At 37.2% G+C, this 22,091-nt stretch carries 24 protein-coding genes; 2 read left to right on the top strand and 22 right to left on the bottom strand.

The window, feature by feature from the left end:
* Nucleotides 1-6: 6 nt before the first annotated feature.
* The 12 genes from ACFQ3N_RS04950 to ACFQ3N_RS04895 form a co-directional block, all read right to left on the bottom strand.
* Nucleotides 7-1,515, bottom strand: a complete 1,509-nt coding sequence (locus ACFQ3N_RS04950; protein ID WP_390360118.1) for a nitrate/nitrite transporter — start codon at nt 1,513-1,515, stop codon at nt 7-9.
* On the bottom strand, nt 1,508-1,795 hold the full coding sequence (locus tag ACFQ3N_RS04945; protein ID WP_390360116.1) for a hypothetical protein: 288 nt from the start codon (nt 1,793-1,795) through the stop codon (nt 1,508-1,510). Before ACFQ3N_RS04945 ends, ACFQ3N_RS04950 begins: the two co-directional genes overlap by 8 nt.
* On the bottom strand, nt 1,782-2,096 hold the full coding sequence (locus ACFQ3N_RS04940) for a hypothetical protein (RefSeq protein WP_390360114.1): 315 nt from the start codon (nt 2,094-2,096) through the stop codon (nt 1,782-1,784). Before ACFQ3N_RS04940 ends, ACFQ3N_RS04945 begins: the two co-directional genes overlap by 14 nt.
* A complete protein-coding gene (locus ACFQ3N_RS04935) occupies nt 2,086-2,292 on the bottom strand; it encodes a hypothetical protein (protein WP_390360112.1) in 207 nt (68 codons plus the stop codon). The genes ACFQ3N_RS04940 and ACFQ3N_RS04935 overlap by 11 nt, the downstream gene beginning before the upstream one ends.
* Complete coding sequence (locus tag ACFQ3N_RS04930; RefSeq protein ID WP_390360110.1) at nt 2,282-2,806, bottom strand: QcrA and Rieske domain-containing protein; 525 nt, start codon at nt 2,804-2,806, stop codon at nt 2,282-2,284. Before ACFQ3N_RS04930 ends, ACFQ3N_RS04935 begins: the two co-directional genes overlap by 11 nt.
* A gap of 11 nt (nt 2,807-2,817) precedes the next feature.
* Complete coding sequence (locus tag ACFQ3N_RS04925; protein WP_390360108.1) at nt 2,818-3,381, bottom strand: 4Fe-4S dicluster domain-containing protein; 564 nt, start codon at nt 3,379-3,381, stop codon at nt 2,818-2,820.
* Nucleotides 3,382-5,550, bottom strand: a complete 2,169-nt coding sequence (locus ACFQ3N_RS04920) for a molybdopterin oxidoreductase family protein (RefSeq protein WP_390360106.1) — start codon at nt 5,548-5,550, stop codon at nt 3,382-3,384. It lies immediately after the preceding gene.
* The gene (locus ACFQ3N_RS04915; RefSeq protein WP_390360104.1) at nt 5,537-6,646 is read right to left on the bottom strand and encodes a hypothetical protein; all 1,110 of its coding nucleotides are present in this window, start codon (nt 6,644-6,646) and stop codon (nt 5,537-5,539) included. Before ACFQ3N_RS04915 ends, ACFQ3N_RS04920 begins: the two co-directional genes overlap by 14 nt.
* Before the next feature lie 347 nt (nt 6,647-6,993).
* Nucleotides 6,994-8,595 (bottom strand): ABC transporter permease, encoded by a 1,602-nt coding sequence (locus ACFQ3N_RS04910; protein WP_390360102.1) that lies wholly within the window; start codon nt 8,593-8,595, stop codon nt 6,994-6,996.
* Complete coding sequence (locus ACFQ3N_RS04905) at nt 8,595-9,512, bottom strand: ABC transporter ATP-binding protein (RefSeq protein ID WP_390360100.1); 918 nt, start codon at nt 9,510-9,512, stop codon at nt 8,595-8,597. The genes ACFQ3N_RS04910 and ACFQ3N_RS04905 overlap by 1 nt, the downstream gene beginning before the upstream one ends.
* Nucleotides 9,512-10,156, bottom strand: a complete 645-nt coding sequence (locus ACFQ3N_RS04900) for a TetR/AcrR family transcriptional regulator (protein WP_390360099.1) — start codon at nt 10,154-10,156, stop codon at nt 9,512-9,514. Before ACFQ3N_RS04900 ends, ACFQ3N_RS04905 begins: the two co-directional genes overlap by 1 nt.
* 181 nt (nt 10,157-10,337) lie before the next feature.
* Nucleotides 10,338-10,499 carry a hypothetical protein gene (locus ACFQ3N_RS04895; RefSeq protein WP_390360097.1) on the bottom strand — a complete coding sequence of 54 codons (162 nt, stop codon included), beginning with the start codon at nt 10,497-10,499 and terminating at the stop codon, nt 10,338-10,340.
* Nucleotides 10,500-10,690: 191 nt separating this feature from the next.
* Between ACFQ3N_RS04895 and ACFQ3N_RS04890 the strand changes: the two genes are divergently transcribed.
* Complete coding sequence (locus ACFQ3N_RS04890; RefSeq protein WP_390360095.1) at nt 10,691-11,659, top strand: AEC family transporter; 969 nt, start codon at nt 10,691-10,693, stop codon at nt 11,657-11,659.
* A gap of 66 nt (nt 11,660-11,725) precedes the next feature.
* Here ACFQ3N_RS04890 and ytxJ read toward each other — a convergent pair whose 3' ends face one another.
* The 8 genes from ytxJ to ACFQ3N_RS04850 all read right to left on the bottom strand — a co-directional run bounded on the left by ytxJ (nt 11,726) and on the right by ACFQ3N_RS04850 (nt 17,228).
* On the bottom strand, nt 11,726-12,073 hold the full coding sequence (gene ytxJ / locus ACFQ3N_RS04885) for a bacillithiol system redox-active protein YtxJ (RefSeq protein WP_390360093.1): 348 nt from the start codon (nt 12,071-12,073) through the stop codon (nt 11,726-11,728).
* A 28-nt stretch (nt 12,074-12,101) separates the two neighbouring features.
* Complete coding sequence (locus ACFQ3N_RS04880) at nt 12,102-12,500, bottom strand: secondary thiamine-phosphate synthase enzyme YjbQ (protein WP_390360213.1); 399 nt, start codon at nt 12,498-12,500, stop codon at nt 12,102-12,104.
* Between the two features lie 32 nt (nt 12,501-12,532).
* Entirely contained in the window at nt 12,533-13,258 is a 726-nt protein-coding gene (locus ACFQ3N_RS04875; RefSeq protein ID WP_390360091.1) for an EcsC family protein, read from the bottom strand.
* 252 nt (nt 13,259-13,510) lie between these two features.
* Complete coding sequence (gene helD / locus ACFQ3N_RS04870) at nt 13,511-15,823, bottom strand: RNA polymerase recycling motor HelD (protein ID WP_390360089.1); 2,313 nt, start codon at nt 15,821-15,823, stop codon at nt 13,511-13,513.
* Between the two features lie 44 nt (nt 15,824-15,867).
* Nucleotides 15,868-16,509 (bottom strand): endonuclease III domain-containing protein, encoded by a 642-nt coding sequence (locus ACFQ3N_RS04865; RefSeq protein WP_390360087.1) that lies wholly within the window; start codon nt 16,507-16,509, stop codon nt 15,868-15,870.
* A gap of 131 nt (nt 16,510-16,640) precedes the next feature.
* Nucleotides 16,641-16,778, bottom strand: a complete 138-nt coding sequence (locus ACFQ3N_RS04860; RefSeq protein ID WP_390360085.1) for a hypothetical protein — start codon at nt 16,776-16,778, stop codon at nt 16,641-16,643.
* Nucleotides 16,771-16,956 (bottom strand): hypothetical protein, encoded by a 186-nt coding sequence (locus tag ACFQ3N_RS04855; protein ID WP_390360084.1) that lies wholly within the window; start codon nt 16,954-16,956, stop codon nt 16,771-16,773. The genes ACFQ3N_RS04860 and ACFQ3N_RS04855 overlap by 8 nt, the downstream gene beginning before the upstream one ends.
* A gap of 113 nt (nt 16,957-17,069) precedes the next feature.
* The gene (locus ACFQ3N_RS04850; RefSeq protein WP_390360082.1) at nt 17,070-17,228 is read right to left on the bottom strand and encodes a hypothetical protein; all 159 of its coding nucleotides are present in this window, start codon (nt 17,226-17,228) and stop codon (nt 17,070-17,072) included.
* 99 nt (nt 17,229-17,327) lie between these two features.
* Here ACFQ3N_RS04850 and ACFQ3N_RS04845 point away from each other — a divergent pair, with 99 nt between their 5' ends.
* Nucleotides 17,328-17,531: a hypothetical protein gene (locus ACFQ3N_RS04845; RefSeq protein ID WP_390360080.1), complete on the top strand. Its 204-nt coding sequence runs from the start codon at nt 17,328-17,330 to the stop codon at nt 17,529-17,531.
* A gap of 66 nt (nt 17,532-17,597) precedes the next feature.
* Here the strand turns inward: ACFQ3N_RS04845 and glmS are convergent, their stop codons facing one another.
* Both glmS and ACFQ3N_RS04835 read right to left on the bottom strand, forming a co-directional pair.
* Entirely contained in the window at nt 17,598-19,400 is a 1,803-nt protein-coding gene (gene glmS, locus ACFQ3N_RS04840) for a glutamine--fructose-6-phosphate transaminase (isomerizing) (protein ID WP_390360078.1), read from the bottom strand.
* Between the two features lie 562 nt (nt 19,401-19,962).
* On the bottom strand, nt 19,963-21,753 hold the full coding sequence (locus ACFQ3N_RS04835) for a S9 family peptidase (protein WP_390360076.1): 1,791 nt from the start codon (nt 21,751-21,753) through the stop codon (nt 19,963-19,965).
* Between the last annotated feature and the right edge of the window lie 338 nt (nt 21,754-22,091).

Here is a 22,091-nt window from a genome sequence, read left to right as displayed (position 1 = left end):
TTAGTGTCAGACACTTGATGATTTATTATTTTGTGTTATATCACTAAAAACACCAGCATATTGTATCGTTTCTCCTGCATCATCTTTAATAGCGTTAATGGTCAGCCATCCTAGATAATGCTCTCCATTTTTCCGCTTATTCCATATTTCGCCTTGCCAAAAACCATCAGTTGCTAAGCGTTTCCACATATGTGTATAAAATTCATCCGAATGTTTATTCGAACTTAACATATTAGGATTATTTCCTACAGATTCTTTTTTGTCATAACCTGTTAGCTTTGAAAAAGCAGGGTTCACTGTAATAATTTTGCCCTGTTGATCCGTTACCATCATTCCGAGTGGCGTGTTTTTTAATACCTGATCCGATAATGCTAGTTTATCGTGGTAGTACATCCAGATTACGATTACTAAGCTTGCAAGAGCAATCTGAGAAAGAGCCATAAATCCAATAGCATAATGACCGGTTAGATTATATAGCGATGTTAGGATAAGTGGCGGGAAGAATCCACCAAGCCCCCCCATTGCTGCTACAATACCATTTGCGATACCTGCTTGTTTGTGAAAATACATCGGAACAAGTTTAAAGATAACACCGTTTCCAATACCGCCTGCTACTGCAATTGTTAAACAACCTATCGTGTACAAACCTATAGACGGAGCAAAAGATAGTAACATTGCTGCCACAGTGAATCCTGCAAATACGTACATCAGAATAATAAGAGAATGGAAACGATCAGCAAGCCATCCACCAAATGGGCGGATGAATGTAGTCAATGCAATAAAACCCGCTGTTCTTAAACCTGCATCAACTTGATTCAATTCAAAATTATTAACAAGGAAGTTTGGCAAATACACGGTAAAAGCAACGAAAGAGCCAAACGTTATAAAATAAAACATGGAAAATAACCATAGTTTTTCATTCCGGTATACACCCTTAATCTGTTCCATTAACGGTGTCGTTACTTTGGTTTCATGTTTGTCGCCTAAAAAAAAGTTAACTACTACAAATAGTCCTAGTAAAACCATGTAGAGCTGAATGGTGAGAGACCAGCCAATTGCACCAGCAATTACTGGTGCAGCAAATGCAGTTATCGCCGTACCAATATTACCCGCTCCATAAATACCATTCACAAAACCGTGACGATCCCTTGCATAATATTTAGGTAAGGATGTAACACCAACAGAGAAAATAGCTCCACCTATCCCGAGAAATAATCCACCAATTATTAGATCCATAAAAGTGCTTGCGATACTGACATAATAAACAGGAAATAATAACAACAAAAAGCTGATCATAAATAACTTTCGTGCTCCAAAAAGATTTGTTAAAAACCCCATCGGAACTCGTAATAAAGAGCCAAGTATAACCGGCACAGCGGTTACCCACGCTGCCTGCTGGGCTGTGATTTGAATATCTTCTATAATAAATGATAATAAGGAAGAAAGAATTACCCAAACCATAAAACCAACTACGAGATTCATGGTTTGTATTGGTAATTGCGCTTTTTTAAACATTTACTTTTACCTCGCTTCTAATGACATAATAAAGTTTTGCTTTCTCGTCATATGCTGTCCATTCATTCTCTTTCTTTTCAACTGAGCTAGTTAGAGGAACTGCAATAAAGAAATGCTTGTCGAAATAGATGCGTAGATGTGTTTGATCCGGACAAAGTTCTACCTTATTAAGTTTTCTTTTTATCCAAGGAGCCTTATCCTCGTCTTCTCTTCCATGGATACAAACTTCAACAGAAGAAGAAATTAACCCGTTTAGATCTTCCGCTTTAACTGTCTCCACTTTTACAACACCCTTTCTTAACAGGCAGAACTTGAAATTGATAGCCCTGTAATGCATTCCAAAAGTCTTCCTCAGCAGTTTCTTCCAGGTATTCGATTACCTCTTCTTCTGATCCCCACCTGCTTATACCTTTCACTTCTGCAACAACAATCTCAGCTCCGTTTTCCTCCTTTTCGTCAAGATACCAATGGAGGCGACGTTCACGTTTAAAAATCTTTTCAAAGCTGGAGTAAACTTTTGCACCTAAAGTGCCTGCTTTTTTCTGAACAAAGCAAAAATCCAAGTATGTTTCACTTGCCATTGGTCTGACCCCCTCTATGTTTCTCTTTCTTATAAATGAAAATTGCGATAGGGAAAAGTAAAATGTTTATCCCCATGTATATAAGAACACCATCATAATTTTCATAAAAAAACTGATGCACCAGCAACTGCATGAATATAATATTTAATGCTAAAATGACACAAAGACTTATAACACCAACATAACTACGCTTCATAACGTTTCACCCTTACTGCATAGATTGCGCCGTCATTCACTTCAACCACAATCTCAGGAAGTGGACGCCTTGGTGGACCTGCGGTTGGTGCTCCATTATTCACATCAAACACCCCGTGGTGACATGGACAAACCATTTCTTGTTCTTCCTTAACCCAATAAACAGGACATCTCAAATGAGTACACGCATTTTGATATGCTACATATTTGTCTTTCTCTAGACGAATTAGTACTGCACTGTCATGTTCACTTGGAAAGTGAAATTCAACTGAATCACCAACAGCAACATTCCCAACATCAGCAATCTTGTGATGTGGATACTCTTTATCCGAAAGTCCCATTAATTCTTTAGCAGCTATTGCTCCCCATGGCAGAGAAGCAACTGCGAAAACACCCGCAGAACCAGCTAAAGTTTTCATGAATCCTCTTCTGTCCAATGTTCTTTCGTTATTTTTATTTATATTATGTGTATAGTTATCGTCTTTTTTAGATACATCATTGTTTCGGCCTGTCATTTTATGTCCTCCTAAAACAGTTTCGTTGTCCCTTGTAATATACCGGGAAGATTGACTTTAACGTTCGTTTCCCCTTCAAGAAATGGCATGCTTGTAACCCATTTATCATTACCGAGATCATGTTGTTTTTGTTTTTGTTCAATCTCTTCCTCCGAAAGCCATTGTAATGTATTAGAAGGACAAACACTTGCACACATAGGTGGAATATCGTCTTTAGTACGGTCAATACAAAGATCACATTTGTACATCAGATTCTCTTCTTCATCAAATTTTGGAATTCCATATGGGCAAGCAATCGTACAGTTTTGACATCCAATACACTTTTCTGTTAGCGCGGATAGTACCGCTCCAGATTCATGAATTTGAATTGCTTGTGCCGGACAGCTTCTTGCACATGCTGGGTCTACACAGTGTAAACACATTAGCGGCATCGTTTGACGGTTCACTAATGGGTTTACATCATATACATAGTTTCTATTTTTTTCCTCATGTCCACCGCACTGCGTACAAGCCGCTAGACATGAACGACAACCGATACAATTTTCTAACTCAATATATAATCTCTTTTTTGACATTTAAAGCACCTTCCCAGACTCGAGTTTCTCTATTTGAGCAGCACAAGCTTTGTATTCAGGCATTTTTGATATAGGATCTAATGCTGCGATGGTTAGTAGGTTAATTGATTCGTCGTGACCAAAATGATAAGGAACGAATACAGTATCCTCGCGAATGGCTTCTGTGATCTTCACTTTATAACTCGCTTTTCCTCTTCGTGTAAATAGCTGCACGATCTCATCATGCTCAATGTTATATGTTCCCGCCGTAGTAGGATGGACCTCCACATATGGGTCTGGACACATATCTTTCAAAAATTTAATTCTTCTCGTTTGATTACCAGACAAGTAATGATAGACCACGCGGCCAGTTGTTAAACGAAGTGGATACTTCACGTTTGGTTCCTCAGCTGGCGCCCGATATGGAAGTGCGCAAATTTTCGCTTTTCCATCTGGATGATAGAATTTTTTATCTAGAAACATATGAGGTGTTCCTTTATCCTCTTTATCCTTACATGGCCAAAACACACCATCTTGTTCGTCAATTTTGTCCCACGTTGCTCCATAGTAGTCTGCATTTCCACCTTTAGATGCTAATCGAAATTCTTCTGCTACGTCTTTTGCCGTTTTTAAATGAGAGAAATGTTTTCCTTTTCCAAGACGCTCTGCTAGCTCCACTTGAATTTGCCAGTCTGGTTTAGATTCTCCAATTGGTTCCTGAGCTTTATTTATTTTAATAATTCGTCCTTCCAAGTTCGTTGTTGTCCCCTCATCCTCTGACCATGTAACAGACGGGAGAATAACATCGGCATATTCAGCAGATTCTGAAAGGAAAAAGTCAGAACAAACCATGAAATCAAGGTTCTTTAGTGCTTTCCTTACAACATTTAAGTTTGGAGCAGAGACCGCTGGATTGGAACAAAGTAGGTATAAACCACGAATAGTTTTTTCATTCATTTGTTCAAACATTTCATAAGCTGAAATACCAGGTTTCGGCATTTCTTCAGGTTCGATTCCCCATACCTTACTAACGTACTTAACCGCTTCAGGATCAGTTATTTTTCTGTAACCAGGTAATAAATCAGATTTTTGTCCGTGCTCTCGGCCTCCTTGGCCATTTCCTTGACCGGTAAAAGTAGCTACTCCTGCTTTTGGTCTACCAATTTTTCCAGTTACAAGCGCCATATTTGTATATGCAGAAACATTATCCACACCTTTGTGCTGTTGTTCAATTCCTCTAGCAAACATCACAATAGCATTTGGAGCTTTTCCGTAAATTTCAGCGGCTCTCTCAATCTTTTCAACTGCAACACCTGTTATAGCGCTCGTATTCTCAGGAGTGAAATCTTTCACTAATTCCTTTGTTTCTTCTATTCCATTTGTATGTTTTTCAATGAATTCTTCGTCGGTATAACCGTTTTTAATTAATAAATGTAAAATACCATTAGCCAATGCCAAATCAGTCCCAGGACGTAAATCCAGGTGAACATCCGCTCTTCTTGCTACTGGTGTTTCACGAGGATCTGCAACAATAAGATACCCTCCTCGCTCTTGTACAGCCCATACACGGAACATTGATGTAGGATGACATTCAGCTGTGTTACTTCCAGCTATAAACAGGCAATCCGTTTCATGAACATCCGTCCAAGGCAGGGTTGAACCACGGTCAACACCAAATGTCCGCAAAAAACCACCAGCGGCACTGGACATACAGAAACGACCATTATAGTCTATATATCTAGTTCCCATTGCAACTCTGGCAAACTTACCAGTTAGATAACATTTTTCATTAGTCATAGATACGCCACTAAACACAGAAAGGCTGTCTTTTCCATAATCCGCTTGTAATTCACCAAACTTCTTGGCGATTAGGTCATATGCTTCATCCCAGCTAGCTTCTCTGAATCCTTCTTGTGTACCTTTTAACGAAGCATCATCTCGAATAAGCGGTTTAAGAATACGGTCATCATGATTAGTCTGCTGATAAGCAGTAACGCCTTTTGGACACATTTTTCCAAGCGTTACTGGCCAATCATATCTAGGTTCAACGCCAATAATCTTGTTTGTAGATTTATCTACACGTAAATTCATTCCACATTGCATCCCACAATAGCTGCAATGTGTCTTTACTAATGTTTCGTTAGGGTGTCTAACATTTTCTATATCACGATAAAATTTATCCTTTTGCATTCTGATTTGCCTCCTTGATTGGTACTTCATGTGTTGCGAATCCTGAAAATCTAGCGATACGATATTTTCTCCTACAAGGAAGACACAATTCAGCCAGATTAAAACCGTCTTTCATATTAAATTCCAAATCATTTTGGCCAAGTACATCTATGACATCACTTGATTGCTCTGTTGAAACAAATTCCGAACCACATACTTTACATTCTTTCATCGACTTCTCGCCATAATGTTCACGGTAATTTCTAGCAAAAACACTAAGTGGACGGAACGGAATATGAGCAAGCTTTCCAAAAGGTAGATATATTAACGTAATAATAACCGAATATTGATGGATTAATGACATAACGTAATGTCCTGCTCCATGTAAAAACACATTCATGAACGTTAAAATAAGACCAGTAATACTTATAAATAGCAAGAGATAAAGTGGCATAAAGTCATATAAGAAATTCTGATCAGCTCTTGCTTGCATATTCTTCAAGCGACGATACAAAGCCATACAAACACCAATAATTACTGCTATGGCACTAAAATTTAATGCGTTATATGAGAAAAAAGCAATTATTCCATCCGCTGGGACAGTCATAAGATTCATGCCCATTGCGACGATCGTATAGTACCCGCCCTCTTCCATCGTGAAATACATCCAACCAAACACAAGTGGAAAGGTAACCATACATGAAACAATAACTCCCCATCCGATAAACAAGTGCTGAGTCCATCGGTAAATACCCCTATTCCAGATAAACCTATATGTAGCCAAATGCTCTACTGATGTTTTTGGAGTGGACTTGCGAAATAAGAGCTTTATTCCTTTTTTTATAATAATTTTCGTCGGTGGTCGTTCTCCCCAAGCTATGAAACGGTAAAAGAATCCGCCCAAGAATACGAGGGTTCCAACCATATATCCGTATAGATTCCAGTCAACGTGTGTAAACATTCTTGTACCTATAAAGGTAAGTACGATTAGACCTAATACAGCAAGAAACAAAGATTTAGCATAATGTGAAGCAAAAGCGTTATTTACTGAATTTGTTTTTTCCTCTGATTTATTTCCAGGTTTATTTACCGATTCATTTAATCTAGTAGCTTCCATCTGAACTCTCCTTAACAAGGCTTTGTGCCTCTTTTATCTTCTATCTAATTATAGGCAACACAAAGCAATTCCGTAATTGGGGAACTTCCTAATCTTTCACGGTGAATTCCCCTATATTTGTATTTTTTATTAGAAAACTTGGCATTCGTTAAAGGGGTTCTTGGTAAGCGTACTTTGCTTTCTTAGAAGCCCTTATGCTTTGGAGTGCAAGCCTTTATGGCGAATGACCTAGTTGCACTTATGCAGATAAGAAAGTTTTTATACTTTCCTATCTGCTAAGAAAAAAAGCGAGATAGCGCACATTATGTACGTATCTCGCTTTTAACATTTTCTTTTTACATACTTATTTATCCATGAATATCCCGCTTATTATATGCGATGAAACCGAATATCATGATTAAAGCCGTGATAATTACCATTATAGATAGTTGCATAAAGTCCATGTCTGCAATGGGGAGTTGCGGAATATAACCGAATGGCGACAGCTTTCCAACCCATTCTGGGAATTGGAATAAACTTCCCATATAAAGAACAATGAAGGAATAAAATACGTATAACCAAATAAAGCTAGTTAACTTAGGGATAAAGCCAATAAGAAAAACAGTAATACTGATCATAACGAGCATTGCAGGGTAATAGACTAAAGCGGCACCATAGATCATTCCAAACTCAAATCCTTCTTCCATAACAATATTACCTGCAGACCATAGGCCAATCGCAGCAAGAGACAGCATAACAAATCCATTAACCAATGATATAGTCAGGTAACTGGCCATAAGTCGTGTCCGTGATACAGATCTACCTAGTATATGTTCAATACGACCTTTTTTCTCTTCCCCATAAAGTTTATTCATAGCCATCAAAGGAGGGATTGTTGAGAGTAATGACATCACAATCATTAACATAGGGATAAACTGTTCCGTTAATGTGTAATCCTCAGATGATCCTAGCATCTGCTCCATTATTTCATTTCCTTCAAAAAAGGATTCCAAATCGCCTAAAATAGATCCATAAGATGCACCCATCACAAAAATCCCAATAGCCCAAGCAATTATTCCAGTACGCTGAAGTTTTAAAGCAAGACCTATAGGGTTTTGTAAAAAGACATGTGCATACTTTCTTCCAGGTTTGGAAGGTAAAAACCCAGCTTCCAAATCTCGAATAACATTCAAATAATTAGCAAGAATAAATAGAATAATAGATACACCTATCATTAGTAGAATTGGCCACCAATTATTAGTTGAATAAGCCTCTGCTTTAGTCACCCACCCTAAAGGCGAGATCCATGATAATGCTTCATTACTCACATCGCCAATAGCGCGAACAAGATAAGCAACGATTAGTACTGCTATAGAGTAACCAATTGTACCTCGAGAGCTCTCTGAGAGCTGTGCGAACAAGGCTGTCACACCTGCAAAGAAAATACCCGTTACACCTAATGCAGCACCATATAGTAATGACCCCTCTAGATCCATACTTTCTATTCCTAATCCATATAGCCCAAAACCGGTTATTAGTGCTACTATTATATTCGTTACACCTAAAACGAATAAAGTTGCATTTAGGTTAGATAGACGCCCTACTGGTAAGGAGCGAATCATTTCGATACGTCCATCTTCTTCATCTTCTCGTGTGTGGCGGGTAACGAACAAGATACTCATAAGTCCAACCACTAAGGCTGTCATTAGCAGCATCTGGTGTGTAGTCATAGCACCTATTGTATAATTTTCTAAGTCTCCTGGCCCTACCATAGCTGTCATAGCAGGATTCTCCATTGTTACAGCCATTACATCCCTATCCTGTTGGGAACCATATAAATCAGTAAAGGCAATCGGTACCATTAGTGTAAAGAAAGAGATTCCAATCAACCATAACGGAATTCGAATACGATCTCGTCTGACAATTAACCGAGAAAGTCTTCCCGTTTTTTTAAATTGGTTATCAGCCATTAGGACACACCCCCTGCTCCTGTCTCTACAGTTTTATCTTCATCCTCATAATGGCGCATAAATAAGTCTTCTAATTTTGGAGGTGCGCTTTCAAGTTTAACAATTCCATATTGAGTAATGTATTTCATTACATTGTCCATTTCTTCTGAATCTACTTGGAATGACATGCCTTTATCTTTTTCTTCTATATGATGAACACCCTTCCATTCAGTCAAGGAACTAATCTGTTCTTTTGTCTCTACAAACAAATTCGTACGTGTTAGATGACGCAACTCACTCAAAGTGCCTGTTTCAATTAATTTGCCCTGGCGAATAATGCCCACACGATCACATAATTTTTCCACCTCCGATAAAATGTGACTGGAAAGCAGGACACTTTTCCCTTCCTTTTTAATATTCATTACACATTTCTGGAACACTTGCTCCATCAAAGGATCAAGCCCAGATGTAGGTTCATCCAGAATATAAAGTTCTGCATCCGATGCAAAAGCCGCTACCAACGCAACCTTTTGCCTGTTCCCTTTTGAGTATGTTCTACATTTCTTTGATGGATCTAAATCAAATTTTTTGATCAGTTCTTCGCGTTTACTTTTATTGTTACCTCCACGAAGTTTCACAAAAAGATCAATAACTTCTCCGCCTGTTAAATTTGGCCATAAGTTTACATCTCCAGGCACATAAGCAATGTTCTTATGAATCTCAACTGCATCTCTCCATGGATCTTTTCCGAAAATCTTCGTCTCTCCCTCAGTGGCTTTTAAAATTCCAAGTAATACACGAATTGTTGTTGACTTTCCAGCACCATTAGGTCCAATAAATCCAAAAATTTCTCCTTCGTTTACTTCTAGATTTACCCCGTCTAAAGCAGTGAATTTACCAAACCGTTTCGTTAAGTTGGTTGTACTTAGTACTGTCATTACACTTCCCCCTCTTTTTTATAAAAACTCGTTTTTAAAACATCCAGATATTCATAAAATTCATCCCAGTAAGGATTCATGTCAATAAATGAAAGTTTCTTACCATGAAGTCGCTTTTTCAGTTCCTCCTGGTACCCCTCTATAGACCAACGAATAAGCTGAAACGCTTTAGACACATCGATGTCATCTCTGAACAGAGAATAGTCTATATTGTCATAAATGATGGTATATCCCAGCTCATTAAGTCTGTTATATTCCTCCATTATTTTATCGGGTAATTGTACAGTCTCTGCTAGGAAAAATGTTCCTATAAAGTTGAACACATTTGGATTTTCAGCAAAAGCTTTCATTTTAACTTTGGTAGCGAGTTTATACCGTTCTATAAAATCAGTTTCATTTGTATCAATAAGGTTCAAATACTTTTCTATAATAATGTCTAAACTATAGGTGATGAGATAATGATAAAGCTCTTTTTTATTCTTAAAATAGTAAAAAAGCATTCCCTTTCCTATTTCAGCTTCCTTTACAATTTGATTTGTTGAGGCTTGGTCATAGTCGTTACCTGCAAATTCTTTTAGTGCAGCATTTAAAATCCGCTGTTGTTTATCGAAACCGAGGTTTTCAAACTTATTCGTAATGTCCAACCCCTCCTTTAGTATTCGTCCTTGTACATTAACTAAATGGACCAATATGGTCGATCAGAGCATAACACCAATAGACCAAATTGGTCAATACAATATTTTGTCGTATTATATTTAACATTTATAGATACAAAAATACGGACTTCCCGAGAAATGGAGGTCCGTAAATACTACTATAATCACATTACTTCAAAAGACTCATTAATATAGTTTTTAACACGCTTTTATTTTTTATAGAATAGAAGTTTTCTTTATTACGAATTTGTGCATTTAAAAAAGTTTCTTTTTGCAATTTATCTATCCGTGCCTTTGCTTCACTTCTATAAACATATTCATTAAATTCCATCGTCTAACTCCTCCTCACTTAACTTACATACTAATCATACTGCGGGATGTAAGTTTAGTCGTCGGCTTCCTGAATGAAATATAAGCACAAAAAACCCTACTTTTACTGTAGAGTAATCTAAGACTTTGGAATGAGTCGACTTATTTATGTTACGATGAAGAAATAGTTTTTACTTTTAGGAGGAAGAACAAATGGGGGTTATGTTTGAAGTAGTTATACCAATTTTTGCAATTATTTTATGTGGTTTTTTAGCTGAAAGACTTTCATTATTACCTGCTGGAGGTACCTCATCCTTAAACTACTTTGTATATTACTTTGCACTTCCGGCATTATTGTTTTTTTCATTATCGACAGCACCTGTCAGTCAAATTGCCAACTTCAATTTTATTATGATAAACCTCATAATTGCCTTAAGTGGGTTTATTCTAACAGTACTAATCTTCTTACTGGTATTTAAAAAGAAGTTTCCGGACTTGTCCATGTATGGCATGATTACTTCATATGGAAATACTGGTTTTCTTGGTATTCCATTATTAATAGCAGCATTTGGGCAGGAAGCTGCGATACCTGCTGCATTAGCAACTTTTATATATGATATCGTGATCATTACTATTGTAATTGCTTCTTTTGAAGTTGCGAAAAGCTTGATGAATAAACAAGGTGAAAAAGTAAACGTTGTACCCATGTTTGCTTCGATTGCAAAATCTGTTCTACTTAATCCAATTAACGCTTCCTTACTATTAGGAATAATGGTTGCTGTATTACAGATCCCAATCCCTGAATCTGTATATGTATTTACAGAAGTTCTTGGTCCAGCAGCAGGTCCTACAGCCTTGTTTGCACTAGGATTAGGTTTAGCAAGTGAACGAAGTGTCTTTAAAAACAAAGAGTATCACGTATCAGAACTTATCACTCTATTATTCTTAAAACTTATATTCCTGCCTATACTAGCGATTTGTCTCGTGTATTTCGCATTTCCGCTCGACGACGAATTATGGGCAACATCGATTATAATCTTATCTGCACTACCTACAGGAGCACTTGTATACGTCTTTGCAGATAAGTATAATTCATTGGTTAAACAAGTTCCTTTATATGTACTTATTTCAACCTTAGTATCGATTATTACTATTTCCATATTTCTGATTGTACTAGTGTGAAATTAATAGAACATAAAAGTACTGCAGTATTTAGGTGTAAATACTGCAGCACTTTTATATGGTTATTTATTCAGAACGCTGAAGTGCATTATTAATAGCGTCAACTGTTATTTTTGAATGAGAGCTATGCCAAAGAACTTCTTTATTTCGTAGTAAGAAAATCTGGGGTGATTCATGCTTTATATTCGTTTTCGCCGCTATCTGGTTTGAAACATCTCTACTCTCAATCACTTTCACCATGTAACTAGCCACACGATCATCCGCTGATTCTATGAAAGATTGATATCTCTTAAATGCGGCCGCACTTATCGGACATGTCGTGCTATGTTTAAACAATAATGTCGGTTTTTCTGTGGTACTATCCCATACATTTTCCAGTTCTTCATTTGATTGCAGTTCTCTTAACTCGCTCATTACAATATCCCTCCATTTTATAAGGTTCCTAACCTTCCTTAATTTTCACGTGTACTGTTCTTGTTCTTGGGCCATCAAATTCACAAAAATACACACTTTGCCATGTACCCATAATCAACTGCCCATCTGAAATGATCAATGTTTCACTGGCTCCAACGACCGTTGACTTCATGTGACCATCCGAATTGCCCTCCATATGGACATAATCCGCCTTATTCGGAAATGTTTCATCAAGACCACGCTTTAAATCCGTTTTCACATCTGGATCAGCGTTTTCATTGATGGTTATGGCTGCAGTAGTATGCGGGCAGTAGACAACCATAATCCCTTCCCTGACACCACTATCAATAAGAGCTTTGTCCAGGTATTGATCCAAGTTCGTAAATGATTGTTTTTCATTTGTTGAGATAGTGAATTTCAATACTATCTCCCCCCTTTATAAATATATTCTATTTGATTTTAATAATCCTTCGGTTGCGCTGTTAAATACCTCAATCGATAGGCATTCATCGCCGTTTCCCCTAACGTATCTAGAAGATTATGATTTGCATATGCTCCAACAATCGCTCCAAATCCTGGTACTAATTGAAGCATTTTAACTAAATCAATGTAGTCACGATATTCCTGTTGGAAGACACGCCAATCCATATCTAGGAGTGTATTCTTTTTTTCTTCCCAATTCTCTAATGTATGAAACGTTTCTTTACGTCTTTCGTCACTTGAAAAAGCAAGCTGGAACACATGGAGAATGAATAGACGTTCCGCGTATTCATTTGTATCATAGCCATAAATCGCTGCAGCTTCAAATAAAAACTTCATTTTGATCGATAATAGTAACGGAAAATCCGCAAGCCCCAGGAAAATACCTCCAGCCCCTGTTCCTGCTCCTTCAATGACGGCCGTTTTACGGTAAGTGGTAAGCTTTTCCTTCAGGGTCTCATCCCTTTCGTAAAGACTTACTCCGACTGGTTGCTGTTTTTTAGTAGTAATATTCGAACCAACTAAGGTTGCTTTCACCATATTCTTAATACTCTCTGTAATAATGTTGTGGGCTTTCTCCGGGATAAAGCTATTAACTTTCGTTTGTGCTTTCTTTGATAGTTGATTTATGAAACCTGATCGTTTCAGAACTTTTCTCCGCCAAGCTTGCAGTTCTTCATATACCTTTAGTTCATAATCTGTCATTTTAAACATCCTCTTTATATCTATCACTAAAGTTTACGTTTTTTAGGTGCAAAAGATTCAGGTGTAGATCCTTATTCATTTTTTTCCAGATTAACTACCATGTAACACCGAATTTATCTCCAACCCATCCAATTTTTCACTAAAGAGATAAGCATCCAGTGGCTATAAATGTTTCTCTCTTGATTAGTTTTGACCTTTTATGGTAAAACAGCTTTAGCATCCACGCCTTCCTATATGTCTGAACCCTCAAGCTTAGTTCATTTCGTATGTGTCCTTTGGTGCCTCTTCTATAAAGGTACATGGCTCTTTTCCACTTACCATTACCAACTCATGCATAGCTCTTGTACAGGCTGTATAGAAAAGTGTTCTGTCTGATTCCATAAAGTATGCTTGTTTAGATGCATCTGGAATAATTACAGCATCAAACTCAATACCTTTAGCCAGATATATTGGAAGTACTAACAACCCTTGTTGATAGGAATAGGTCTCCTCATTTATAAGATCTATAGTTACCTCATCCTGCAAGAGATTATAAATCGTTTCACTTTCTTGTAATGTCTTACAAATGATGGCAATGGTTTGAAGTCCTTTTTCCCTTATTGATTGAATACTGTCAATCAATTCTGCAGCTAGATCTTCTTTATTGTTCCGTCTTATTCGTGGTTTGCTTCCTTCCCGGTTAAAGGGTTCAATTACCTCTTCACCCGGAGCGAAGTATTTGGTGAACTCAACAATTTGCTTCGTGGAACGGTAGCTTTTTGATAACGTAATTCTTTCATGATTTCCTAGAAACGTTTCTGGAATTAGTGGGTTTTCTTCAGTCGCATATGTGTATATTGCCTGGTTCACATCCCCTAACAACGTCATCCGGGTATACGGGAATAAATGTTGTATATAAGCAAATTGAAATGCTGAATAATCTTGTGCTTCGTCAATTATCAAATGACGTACAGATCGATCAGCACGATCATCTCCTAATAACGTGCCTTTAAAATATAAATAAGGTGTGGCATCTTCCCACGTTAAATACTTACGTGATAAATCGGATGCTGTTTGATCACATATTTCTTTCCAATATTCAGGTGTAGTTTGTGGATTCCAGTCTGTAAAAAACCTGCGATACGTAGCTAATACATGAACAAACTCAAACCGCTTCACCCGTTTTTTAATGGATGAAAAATACTTTTTTACAACCTGACTTCGTAGATACTCTTCTTCCACACTAGCGTCGTCAAATCCAGTTTTTTCATCTTGTCTTTGTAATTCATATTGTGCTTTTAAATATGCCTCTTTATCTAACAACTCGACTTGGTCCATTACCCAATCCTTATTCTTCTCTTCCTTCTGAATGGTTCGTATTTCTTTAAGAATCCATTTTAATACAAGCTCCATTTTATTAGGTGTAGCTATTTCTTTTTCCAAGGAATAAAAATAGTCACTTATTTGTTCTTTGGATATAAGTATGTTTTTGCGGAAAGTGATATTTCTGAATTGAATTCCATCATTTATTAATTGTGTACTGAACTCGTCTATCATATCTTTGAAATCCAAGCTTGATTTATAATGCATACCTTTCATTCTTATGGCATACGTATCACTTCCATTTTCAGTTAGCACATATTCCATCTGTTTAAATGGAGACTCAACAGAAAGGTTATCTCCTACGCTTTTTTCCAAATAATCCAGAAACGTTTCCTGTCTAATATTTGTCTCCCCAAGTTCTGGGAGTACATTAGAAATATAACTTGTAAACAAAGGGTTTGGCGAAAATAGAACAACGTTATCGGCATGAAGTTCTTCCCGATAACGATACATTAAATAGGCAATACGTTGTAATGCGGCAGACGTTTTTCCACTACCTGCCACTCCTTGTACGACTAGTAAATCACTACGTTCATTACGAATAATTTTGTTTTGTTCCTTTTGAATCGTCGCTACAATACTTTTCATCGTAGTACTCGCATTATGACCAAGTGCTTGCTGCAGAAGATGGTCACCTATCGTAACCCCTGTATCAAACATCCCCTTAATGAGTCCTTCTCTTATAATAAATTGCCGCTTTAGAGTGATTTCCCCAGTTATCTTTCCTTCAATCGTTTCATAAATAGCCTTACCAGGAGAATAATCATAGTAAAGACTGGAAATTGGAGCACGCCAATCATATATTAAGAAATTTTCCTCTTCATAATCCATCAATGATTTAATACCAATATATAGTTGGTCGTTTTCTTTTGCGGTATCCTCTACAAAATCAATTCTTCCAAAATACGGGGAGTTTTTAAGTTTTTCAAACGTTTTAAGTTCCTCGCCGACTTTCCCGTGGACACTTTCTCTTTCGGACAATAACTCTGCCTGTTGTTTAATGCTCGCTTCGGTTTCAATAACATCATCAGGCTCATCCAAATTAATCGTAACATCTTCCCAAAATTTCTTTCTAAGTTCAATTACATTCTCTTTTAGTCCAGTAGCTCTAGAATAAAGTTTTTCTTCCTTTTTACTGATTTCCTTTATTACATGGTCCACTCGTTGTTGTTCAACAGAAAGGTTATCCGCTTCATTACTCATTAAACAAACCCCACTCACTCGTATTGAATTACAATTAACAATAGTTAATCAAGTCTCTGCTCACATATGTCATATAATGGACAACCCTCACATATAGGCGTTGCTTTACAATGTCTCTTCGCATGCTCAACCAAAAGAGCATGATACTCATTATATAATGTCCATTTATTTGGTAATTCTTTTTCGACTTGTTTTCTAAACACATCATACGACTTTGGCATATCATGCCCAAGTCGGTAAAACATTCGTCTTGCATACGCATCAACTACAAAAATTGGTTGCTCAAATGCATAAAGAAGCATTACATCTGCCGTTTCCCTTCCAATACCTTTGATATTCAATAGCTCTTTCCGCAATTCCTGCTTATTTTTCATTTTTACACGTTCAATATCATAATTATACGTCTTAAACCACTCTAAGTATGTCTTTATCCGTTTAGCTTTTATATTAAAAAACCCACTAGAACGTATAAGCTGTGCTAATTCATCTGTCTTTAACGTTTCTATTCGTTCAGGATCAAGATAGGCTTTGACTTTTGTTAATGCTTTATCAACATTCCGCCAGTTCGTATGTTGTACAAGTATCGAACCAACCATCATTTCAAACGGCGTGTCAGCCGGCCACCAGTTTTGAGGACCATAATAATCGAATAATTTATCATAAATTAGTTGGTAACTATGCTTCATTGTTCCCTTCCATTCCTAATACATTACTCATTGAAATATCTCCCTAGTATTGTATCAACTAATGATAGTATAACGTCTATAGGTGAAAAAACTCTACTTCCGGATTGTTTACGAAAGTAGAGTTTTTTCTGTTATAATCCGCCGCAGCTTTTTGGGGATTGTTTTTTTATAATTTGATCTCTTTCCCCACTATCAGATAATTCTTCTGAAAATTCATGTTCCCTTTTAGTTAATGGCTGTTTGTTATCTTGCCTTTTCTTTCTACTCATTAACATTTTCCTGTCTAGCGTCATTCAAATAGGTGTTTTCTCCGGGAGCAAAATCAGCATTCTGAAGGCTCATCTCAGCTTCACCAGGGTGGACTGTTTCATGGTCAATTTCTCGTATATCTTCTTTTCCACCTATTTCAGTCTTCTTAATACTTGGAGCTCTTCTCTTCTCCTCCATTACATCTATCCCCTTTCATATTATAAAACGCAGGAAGTATCCTTCCTTATGATTAGTTTTTCTTGATAAGGCTAAGATTAATGAAGGTAATAATTGTATTTTAGCTAAAATATTTATTTATCCAAGCTCTCTTGTCGTTTCTTCCTCTGTGGAGACTGGTTTCCAACCGTTTTGTTACCACTTGAATACTCATAACCAAAATCTAGACCTCGTGTCTTATTTTTATAGTCACCTGTTGTAACTTTATATTGTTCCTTACCCTTATAAACCATATTTCCTACCTCCTCACCTATTACTATTCTCTGAAATAGGTTTTATATTAACCAGCATAAAAAAATTTATTGCACACAACCTATAACGAGGTGAAGGTTATGAAAGATGAAAAAAAGAAGGAAGTTTCAACTGGTGCTGATACCGATGAAGAAATCAGCGTTCACAACGGATTAAGATCGAATCCTCCTCTTAAAAAGGAAAATAATTATGCTGGAGATTCCGTTGATGGACATAAGAAGTTGGAAGCAGCTAATGAAATATTTGCTGAAAAAGAGATCTCACAGACCTTTAATAATTCCTAAATAAACCAGTTTTTCCCCTTAGACAAAAAATCATCTAATACAACTATGTATTAGATGATTTTTTAATTATTCTACAGTAACACTCTTCGCTAAATTTCTTGGTTTATCAACATCACAGTCACGATGCAATGCTGCATAATATGCTAACAATTGCAGTGGTACGACGCTAACAAGTGGTGTCAATAATTCATGCACATGTGGTAATACAAATGCATCATCATCCTGTTCAAGACCTTTCAAGCTAATCACCATTGCATTTGCTCCACGTGCGACTACTTCCTGGACGTTGCTGCGGATGGAATAGTTAACATTAGCCTGTGTAGCTAGAGCAATTACAGGTGTTCCCTCTTCAATTAACGCGATTGTGCCATGCTTTAATTCTCCTCCAGCAAAACCTTCTGCCTGGATATAGGAAATTTCCTTTAATTTTAATGCGCCTTCCAACGAAACATTGTAATCAGCACTACGACCGATAAAGAACGCATTTCGTGTTGTTGCCAGGTGATTTCTTGCTAACTCTTCAATTACTTCTTTTTGGTCTGTTAAAATTTCCATAGCATTTGCAACAATTGCAAGCTCCTGCATTGGATCAAAGTCCAATTCAAGACCTTTTGCTTGTGCAGTGTCCACTGCAAGAATTGCCAATACAGCAATTTGAGCAGTGTATGCTTTTGTTGATGCTACCGCTATTTCTGGTCCTGCATAGAGATTTAAAGTATAATCTGCTTCACGAGAAAGGGTGGATCCTGGCACATTGGTAACGGTTAGTGCCGGAAATCCCATTTCTTTTATTTTAACCAATACTGCACGACTATCAGCTGTTTCTCCACTTTGTGAAATGAACACAAACAATGGTTTTTCTGATAAAAGTGGCATGTTGTATGAAAATTCACTTGCTACATGGACTTCAACTGGAATATTAGCTATTTTTTCAATGAACTCTTTACCTACCAAACCAGCATGATAACTTGTGCCTGCTGCAATAATATAGACACGATCACATGCACTCATTGCTTGGCGAACATCAGCATCAAGTTTCAATGCATTGTTATCATCCTGATATTCGTTAATGATTTTGCGCATAACAAATGGTTGTTCATCAATTTCTTTCAGCATAAAGTGCGGATACGTACCTTTTTCAATATCACTTGCATCAATTTCCGCTGTATAAGGCTTGCGGTCAACGACTGTTCCATTTAACTTTTGTACCTCAACGAAACTACGGTTCACAAGCACGATCTCTTGGTCAAAAATCTCAAGATATTGATCCGTTACTTTTAATGTTGCCATTGCATCACTTGCAACAACATTGAAGCCATCGCCTAAGCCTACTAAAAGCGGGCTTTTGTTTTTGGCAATATAAAGTGTATCTTCATCTTCTGAATCAATCATCGCGATAGCATAGGAACCCTTCAAGAGGCTCATCACTTGGCGAAATGCCTCAGCAGTATCTTGATGTTTGTTGAAGAATCTTTCGATTAGATGAACAATTACCTCTGTATCTGTTTCACTAACGAAGCTTACATCACTTAGATACTCTTTTTTTAAATCCTGGTAGTTCTCTATAACACCATTATGAACTAATGTAAATCTGGCTGACGCGCTTTGGTGCGGGTGTGCGTTCTCTTCACTTGGCACCCCATGTGTTGCCCAGCGGGTATGGCCGATTCCCATTGTAGATTGGATCGTGTTATCTACCTTGTTTCGAAGCGCTGCGATGCGCCCCTTTACTTTAAAAAGATTTTTCCCATTATTATTTAACATCGCGATTCCAGCTGAATCATAGCCACGATATTCTAATTTTTCTAGTCCATTTAGTAATACTTCTTTTGTATCGTTAAGTCCAATATATCCTACTATTCCACACATATCGTTGTTTCCTCCTCGTATAAAAGGGGCAACAAACGACCTTCATTTTATTGTTCGGGGCGTTTTGCTGCCCCTTTCCCGTGATTGGTTATATACATCTTGCTTTTTCCCTTTGTCCAACAAGTCGCCTCATTGTTTTTGAAAAAAGCTATCGATTGAGATGCACAACCGGAAGGTACCCGCCGATAAATCGATTTACCTCCACCTCGTCAACTATTTTCTTTCCCGATCAGAAAATAGTTCAGGCGCTTTTTCTAGCTCTTAACCTCTATCCACCTTTCTATATTTGACTAAAAATGATCCACCCTCTACTAATACCACACTAAATAAATACTAAAACATTTGGCACATAGGGCTCATTACATTTTAACCGACAATATTATAACAGGTCAATGTTTTTTTGGGGGGTGTTGTTATAAAGTGTATGCCGAGTTCTATTCTAATGTGTATGACAATCTAATTTATAGATTATTGTCTTATTTTCCAACCAATCTTATCTTATGATATCCTTGTCTGTTTTTATACCAAAAATAGCCTTCCCAAAATAGGAAAGGCCACATTGTTATCCCTGATGCTTCTCTAAAAAGTCCAGTATTCGAGAATAAACGTTAATTTCATTTTCTTTCTTAGAAAACCCATGTCCTTCATCTTCCAATACGAGATACTCTACTTCACGACCAGCCGCTTCTAACTTCGCAACGATTTGATCAGACTCTTCCTTTACAACACGTGGATCTTTTGCCCCTTGAATGACAAGCATTGGTCTTGTCATTCCATCTAAATAGGTTACTGGAGAATCTTTAATAAAGCGCTCTTTATCACGTTCTGGGTCACCTAACCAACGGTCCATAATTGGCTTCCAATGTGGTGGAACGGAATTTACAAACGTGAATAAATCAGATGGTCCAAAGATATCAACGACAGCTTTGAAATATTCTGGATGGCGTCCGTGCAGCAATAAAGCCATATAGCCGCCATAGCTTCCACCTACTAAGAATAATTTTCCACGATCGGTAATATGGTTAGCAAATAACCACTCAATTCCTGATAAACAGTCTAAACGTGGTCCGTGTCCCCAGTCCTGTTCAACTAATTTAACAAAAGAAGACCCATAGCCTGTACTACCACGAAAGTTTGGTGCAAAAATAGTATACCCGCGGTTTAAAAAACATTGGAACATCGAACGGAAGGATTTTCGCTCTGATGCTTGTGGTCCACCGTGGGGCCAAAATATCGTATAACCGTTGTCATTTTCAGGCTTTGCTTTGAATAAAAGTGCTTCCATTTCCATTCCATCAAACGAATTATACGAAACCACATCAGGCTCTACCATATCCTCATTGCTCAATCCTAATACTCGATTATTAGTTAACTGCTTCCATGTATTTCCGTCTGTAGATTGAAAAATATTATGTGGTACTGTTGCGCTTCTTCCTAATACGTATAGATTCCCTGCTTTGGTAACTTGAATTTTTTCAATCACGTCAACAGGTGTAGTCAATTTCTCAAGTTTTTGTGTTTCTAATGAATATCGATATATTTCATCCGTTACACCATTTTCTGTACCAAGATAAAGAGCGTTTTGTTTTTTGTTGTATATTAATGAATCCACACTTTTATGATCGATTGTCACTACTGAAGAGAAGGCTTTGGAATCAAGGTCATATTTTGCTACATAACTATATTCACTTTCATAGTTGGTGACAAAGTAAATGGTTTTTTCATCTACGAAAACAGGATCAAATGTTACATGAACTTTTTCATGATCAGGTGTTAAGTCATATGTTTGATCACCATCTTTCACGAAACCAATAACATATGTATTCGCAAAGGAACGTAAATAAACAAACGCATTTTCATTATCTGAGACCGCAACTAGACTTGTAGGCGATAATTCTCCGGTATTGAGAAGCGTATCTGTATCATTTTCTAAATTACGAACACGTGCATTCAAGAAAGAAGGATTATCTTCAGACGTCATGTAATAGACCCGCTTCCCGTCCTCACTTAAATTTGTAAAAAAATACTTCTCAGATGCACCACCAGTAATAAGGGGGTGAGGAATACCACCCTCATTAGGAATTGCATAAATATGATGGTTTTCATCACCATCTTTATCAAAACCAGCTAGAACATATCGGTTTTCTGGATCAATTTTTATGAAGCTACATGATTCATCTTGTTGTGCGAACAAATAGGGGAATGTTTCTGGTAAGTCCATCCCCCACAAATTTACCTTACCGCTTAAATTGGAACTGAAAATTAACCGCTCTTCATCAGTACTTACTGTAAAATCTGTTATTACATATGTACGAAAAAATTGCTCTATAGTTGGTTTTGGAAACTGTATCATCATATACCCCCTAGATTTTGGAACTAAACTATTATTAGACCTAAATGTTAGAATAGTTCCATTTATTAAATAAATTAACGGTACTATTATACCTTATTTATTGGATCTATGACAGTGAAAATAGTGCAGAACAAAAGCGTAAGCGCCCGTTTAGCGACGTATGGGCTGCGCCCGCGCACGCGGGTGGGTCGACGTTGCCGCCGAAAGCTGCGAAGTTAGTCGATCTTCCAAATCTTAATGAGATTCACTCCAGAGTATAAGATTCACTCTGACTTTCGCCATTATTGGCGAAAAGTCAAGTTCATCTAAAAGGAAACATGCCCCTTCATAGGGGTATG

It is taken from the genome of Virgibacillus byunsanensis (genome assembly GCF_042675965.1).
In the GTDB taxonomy this organism is placed as follows: Bacteria; Bacillota; Bacilli; order Bacillales; family Amphibacillaceae; genus Virgibacillus_R; species Virgibacillus_R byunsanensis.
Note: the sequence above shows the minus strand (reverse complement) of the source record. Positions and strands in the feature narration are given on the sequence as shown.

What these genes read in the sequence shown, in the direction of transcription:
- ACFQ3N_RS04950 (WP_390360118.1), bottom strand. Translation starts at nt 1,515, where the DNA reads ATGTTTAAAAAAGCGCAATTACCAATACAAACCATGAATCTCGTAGTT.
- ACFQ3N_RS04940 (WP_390360114.1), bottom strand. Translation starts at nt 2,096, where the DNA reads ATGGCAAGTGAAACATACTTGGATTTTTGCTTTGTTCAGAAAAAAGCA.
- ACFQ3N_RS04935 (WP_390360112.1), bottom strand. Translation starts at nt 2,292, where the DNA reads ATGAAGCGTAGTTATGTTGGTGTTATAAGTCTTTGTGTCATTTTAGCA.
- ACFQ3N_RS04930 (WP_390360110.1), bottom strand. Translation starts at nt 2,806, where the DNA reads ATGACAGGCCGAAACAATGATGTATCTAAAAAAGACGATAACTATACA.
- ACFQ3N_RS04925 (WP_390360108.1), bottom strand. Translation starts at nt 3,381, where the DNA reads ATGTCAAAAAAGAGATTATATATTGAGTTAGAAAATTGTATCGGTTGT.
- ACFQ3N_RS04920 (WP_390360106.1), bottom strand. Translation starts at nt 5,550, where the DNA reads ATGCAAAAGGATAAATTTTATCGTGATATAGAAAATGTTAGACACCCT.
- ACFQ3N_RS04915 (WP_390360104.1), bottom strand. Translation starts at nt 6,646, where the DNA reads ATGGAAGCTACTAGATTAAATGAATCGGTAAATAAACCTGGAAATAAA.
- ACFQ3N_RS04910 (WP_390360102.1), bottom strand. Translation starts at nt 8,595, where the DNA reads ATGGCTGATAACCAATTTAAAAAAACGGGAAGACTTTCTCGGTTAATT.
- ACFQ3N_RS04905 (WP_390360100.1), bottom strand. Translation starts at nt 9,512, where the DNA reads ATGACAGTACTAAGTACAACCAACTTAACGAAACGGTTTGGTAAATTC.
- ACFQ3N_RS04895 (WP_390360097.1), bottom strand. Translation starts at nt 10,499, where the DNA reads ATGGAATTTAATGAATATGTTTATAGAAGTGAAGCAAAGGCACGGATA.
- ACFQ3N_RS04890 (WP_390360095.1), top strand. Translation starts at nt 10,691, where the DNA reads ATGGGGGTTATGTTTGAAGTAGTTATACCAATTTTTGCAATTATTTTA.
- ytxJ (WP_390360093.1), bottom strand. Translation starts at nt 12,073, where the DNA reads ATGAGCGAGTTAAGAGAACTGCAATCAAATGAAGAACTGGAAAATGTA.
- ACFQ3N_RS04875 (WP_390360091.1), bottom strand. Translation starts at nt 13,258, where the DNA reads ATGACAGATTATGAACTAAAGGTATATGAAGAACTGCAAGCTTGGCGG.
- helD (WP_390360089.1), bottom strand. Translation starts at nt 15,823, where the DNA reads ATGAGTAATGAAGCGGATAACCTTTCTGTTGAACAACAACGAGTGGAC.
- ACFQ3N_RS04865 (WP_390360087.1), bottom strand. Translation starts at nt 16,509, where the DNA reads ATGAAGCATAGTTACCAACTAATTTATGATAAATTATTCGATTATTAT.
- ACFQ3N_RS04860 (WP_390360085.1), bottom strand. Translation starts at nt 16,778, where the DNA reads ATGAGTAGAAAGAAAAGGCAAGATAACAAACAGCCATTAACTAAAAGG.
- ACFQ3N_RS04855 (WP_390360084.1), bottom strand. Translation starts at nt 16,956, where the DNA reads ATGGAGGAGAAGAGAAGAGCTCCAAGTATTAAGAAGACTGAAATAGGT.
- ACFQ3N_RS04850 (WP_390360082.1), bottom strand. Translation starts at nt 17,228, where the DNA reads ATGGTTTATAAGGGTAAGGAACAATATAAAGTTACAACAGGTGACTAT.
- ACFQ3N_RS04845 (WP_390360080.1), top strand. Translation starts at nt 17,328, where the DNA reads ATGAAAGATGAAAAAAAGAAGGAAGTTTCAACTGGTGCTGATACCGAT.
- glmS (WP_390360078.1), bottom strand. Translation starts at nt 19,400, where the DNA reads ATGTGTGGAATAGTAGGATATATTGGACTTAACGATACAAAAGAAGTA.
- ACFQ3N_RS04835 (WP_390360076.1), bottom strand. Translation starts at nt 21,753, where the DNA reads ATGATACAGTTTCCAAAACCAACTATAGAGCAATTTTTTCGTACATAT.